The 3,197-nt window shown below is 56.8% G+C and carries 3 protein-coding genes; all 3 read left to right on the forward strand.

Translation table 11 applies throughout. The annotated features are described in order from the left end of the window. Positions 1-1,374, forward strand: a 1,374-nt coding sequence (locus Q0X66_RS15595) for a DUF1254 domain-containing protein (RefSeq protein ID WP_297708001.1), incomplete at its 5' end; no start/stop codon positions are given. Continuing rightward, the gene (locus tag Q0X66_RS15600; RefSeq protein WP_297708003.1) at positions 1,371-2,936 is read left to right on the forward strand and encodes a DUF1254 domain-containing protein; all 1,566 of its coding nucleotides are present in this window, start codon (positions 1,371-1,373) and stop codon (positions 2,934-2,936) included. The genes Q0X66_RS15595 and Q0X66_RS15600, both read left to right, overlap by 4 nt. A gap of 63 nt (positions 2,937-2,999) precedes the next feature. Beyond that, positions 3,000-3,197: hypothetical protein (locus Q0X66_RS15605; protein WP_297708005.1), on the forward strand; the 198-nt coding region annotated here is incomplete at its 3' end.

Here is a 3,197-nt window from a genome sequence, read left to right on the forward strand (position 1 = left end):
ACCCTCGAGTTCTTTGACGGTGTGCCGGTGGGCGATACCACCGAAAAGGTCTACGACTTCGTGGATCGCGCCCGCGCTGTCGAGGTGTTCATCAACATGACGCCCGCAGTTTCCATGTACAACATCCGCAAGGGACAGCGGAACCTCGGGCACACCAAGAGCAATCAGATCGTGATCGCGGAGGATATGGGTGACTCCAAGCCGCTGGTGTTGACCTGGAACAACACTTCCCTCTACACCTGGGGCTTTCTCGATCTGAAGAAGGACGGACCTACCGTCATCGAGATCCCGCCTGATGTGCTGGGTATCCTCGATGACATGTTTTTCCGCTACATCACGGACATGGGCGCGGCTGGACCCGACAAGGGCAAGGGTGGCAAGTATCTTATCCTGCCCCCGGGCTACGAGGGCGACGTGCCGAGTGGCTACTACGTCTTCGAGTCCAAGACCTATGGTGTGTGGAATTTCATGCGTGGATACGTGCGTGACAGCGTCAAGGACGCGGCCGACAACATCAAGAAGAACCTGAAAGTCTACCCGCTGTCCATGAAGGACAACCCGCCAAAGATGGAATTCCTGAACATGTCGGGTCGGGGTGACTACCAAACCATCGCACCCAACGACTTCAGCTTTTACGAAGATGTGAATGCTCTGGTCCAGGAAGAGGCCGACGGTTGGGTTGACGCTGAACTTCTGGGGCAGGTCCGGGCCATCGGCATTGTCAAGGGCAAGCCCTTCGCGCCCGACGAGCGTATGAAGAAGATCCTCGTCGATGCCGTGGCCATCGGTAACGCCTACGCCCGCGCCAACACGGTGCACCCCCGTGATTCGGGCCAGTGGATCTACCCTGGCGACGACAGCGAATGGGTCATGGCCTTTCCCGAGAAGAACGCCTTCTTCCTCAAGGATGGTGCCCGCCGCATGGACGCACGGCTGTGGATGCACTACAACGCCGTCTGCGTGACGCCGGCCATGGCGCTGACCAAGCCGGGGGCGGGGTCGGATTACCAGATCGCCGGTCTCGACTCGGAGAGTCGGCCGCTGGACGGCGCCAAGACCTACAAGCTGCACCTGCCGCCAAACTTCCCGGTCAAGGACAACTGGTCGGTCACCATCTACGACCCCCAGACCCGCTCCATGCTCCAGACCGACCAGAAGTTCGCCGGGATCAACAGCCTGAGCGGCAAGGTCCTGGAGAACAAGGACGGTTCCATAGACGTTTACTTCGCTCCGAAGGCGGTCAAGGGATTCGAGGAGAACTGGATCCAGACGATACCGGGCAAGAGCTGGTTCATCATATTGCGCGCCTACGGGCCGCTGCAGCCCTGGCTCGACAAGACCTGGCGTCCCGGTGAACTGGAACTGGTCAAATGAAACAGGAGAATATCGTGAAACGTACTTTTGAAAAATTGATTCTCGCAGCCGGCCTGGTGGCCATCGTTGTATCCGGCCCGATCCAGGCCGAGCAGGAAATGGGTTTCTTTGAGCAGGCTGGCAGTGAAGCCAAATACAAGCCCGGCGAATTCAAACCCGCGGCGGATTCAATGAAAACCCGGTTCGGGCATCTTGAATTTCCAGGCGGCTACCCGACAGAAGAAACGGTGCAGAAAGTCTATGGCGAGATGGACTTGCAGCGCGCCACCCAACTTTACCTGGACATGTACCCGGCGCTTTCGGCACATGGACTAATGAAGGGCTGGATCCGGGATTACGGCTTTACCGACAGTTCTTACATTGCCGTCTCGGCAGACCGCCTGGACTCTGTTCCACTGATTTTGACCGGCAACACCGAAAGCCTCTATTCCTTGATGGTATTCGATCTGAAGGAAACCGGACCACTGGTGTTCCAGGTGCCACCGGGCGTAATGGGCCCTATGGACGATCACAACTTCCTGTTCCTGGCCGATGTGGGCCCGACCGGCAAGGACCAGGGCAAAGGTGGAAAATATCTTCTCCTGCCACCGGGCTACGAGGGAGATGTGCCTGAAGGTTACTTTGTCACACGTTCAAAGACCTATATGAATTTTTCGTTTCTTCGGGCGAACGCAGAAGTTGTGGGAACCGGCGACAAGGCGCTCAAGTTCTACCGGGATAACGCCAGGATCTACCCCCTGGGCGCCGAACCCCAGGAGCCCAAGGTGCTGAATATCACCGGTGTGCCCAGCAATACGCTGGTGCCGGAGAATGCCGAAGCGTTCAAATGGATGCACGAGATTATTTCTTACGAGCCGGCGGAAGCTTTTGGCAAGGAACTGCTCGGTCGCCTGGCTTCCCTGGGTATCGAGAAAGGTAAGCCTTTCGCGCCGGATGCCCGTATGCAGAAAATTTTCGCCACGGCCGCAGCCGAAGGTGTTGCAATGTCACGAGTGATCGCCTTTGACAGCCGCGACGAAAACGCCAAGGTTTATCCGGGCCGGCAGTGGGAGAGCCCCTACATCACCAACAACTCGACTTTCTACCAGAACGACTACATCAACCTCGGGGCGCGCACTGCGTTCCACTTCACTGCCGATGGCATCACGCCGGCCATGGCCGCACAAATGCCCGAGGGCAAGGGTTCCCGCTACCAGACGACGTACAAGGACAGCGAAGGCAACCCCTTTGATGGCAACAAGACCTACAAGCTGCACATGCTGCCCAATGTACCGGTTGCACTGTTCTGGGCCGTTACGGTTTATGACCCCTGGACCCGCTCTGAAATCCAGAGCCAGCCGTACCCCAGCATCAGCAGCCAGCAGGACCCGCCGCCAAAGACCAACAAGGATGGCTCCATCGACATCTACTTCTCCAACGAGAAACCGGAGGGCGTTGCGGCAGAGAACTGGGTCAAGACCCTGCCTGACCAGGGCTTCTTTGTTTACATCCGTTATTACGGACCGCTCAATGCATTCAACGAAAAGACCTGGATTCCAAATGATGTGGAGTTGGTGAAATAGTGCCGCTCGCACTCTGGATCTGACTGCTCAATGAATTTGAATTTTTTTACCAAGGAGAGATTTATGAAAATCACCACAGCACTGAAATTTGCCCTGGCCGGGCTGGTTGCGATTAGCCTACCCGCCACATCCTGGGCCGAATCACCCCAATACAAAATGACCACACAGATCCCGGCCAATGTGATTACGCCGGACAAGGTGGAGACCAGCATTGGCACGCTGGAATTTAATGACGGCTTTCCTACGGAAGAAACAGCCCAA

The sequence above is a fragment of the uncultured Eudoraea sp. genome, assembly GCF_947260015.1.
GTDB lineage: Bacteria > Bacteroidota > Bacteroidia > Flavobacteriales > Flavobacteriaceae > Eudoraea.

What these genes read in the sequence shown, in the direction of transcription:
- Q0X66_RS15600 (WP_297708003.1), top strand. Translation starts at nt 1,371, where the DNA reads ATGAAACAGGAGAATATCGTGAAACGTACTTTTGAAAAATTGATTCTC.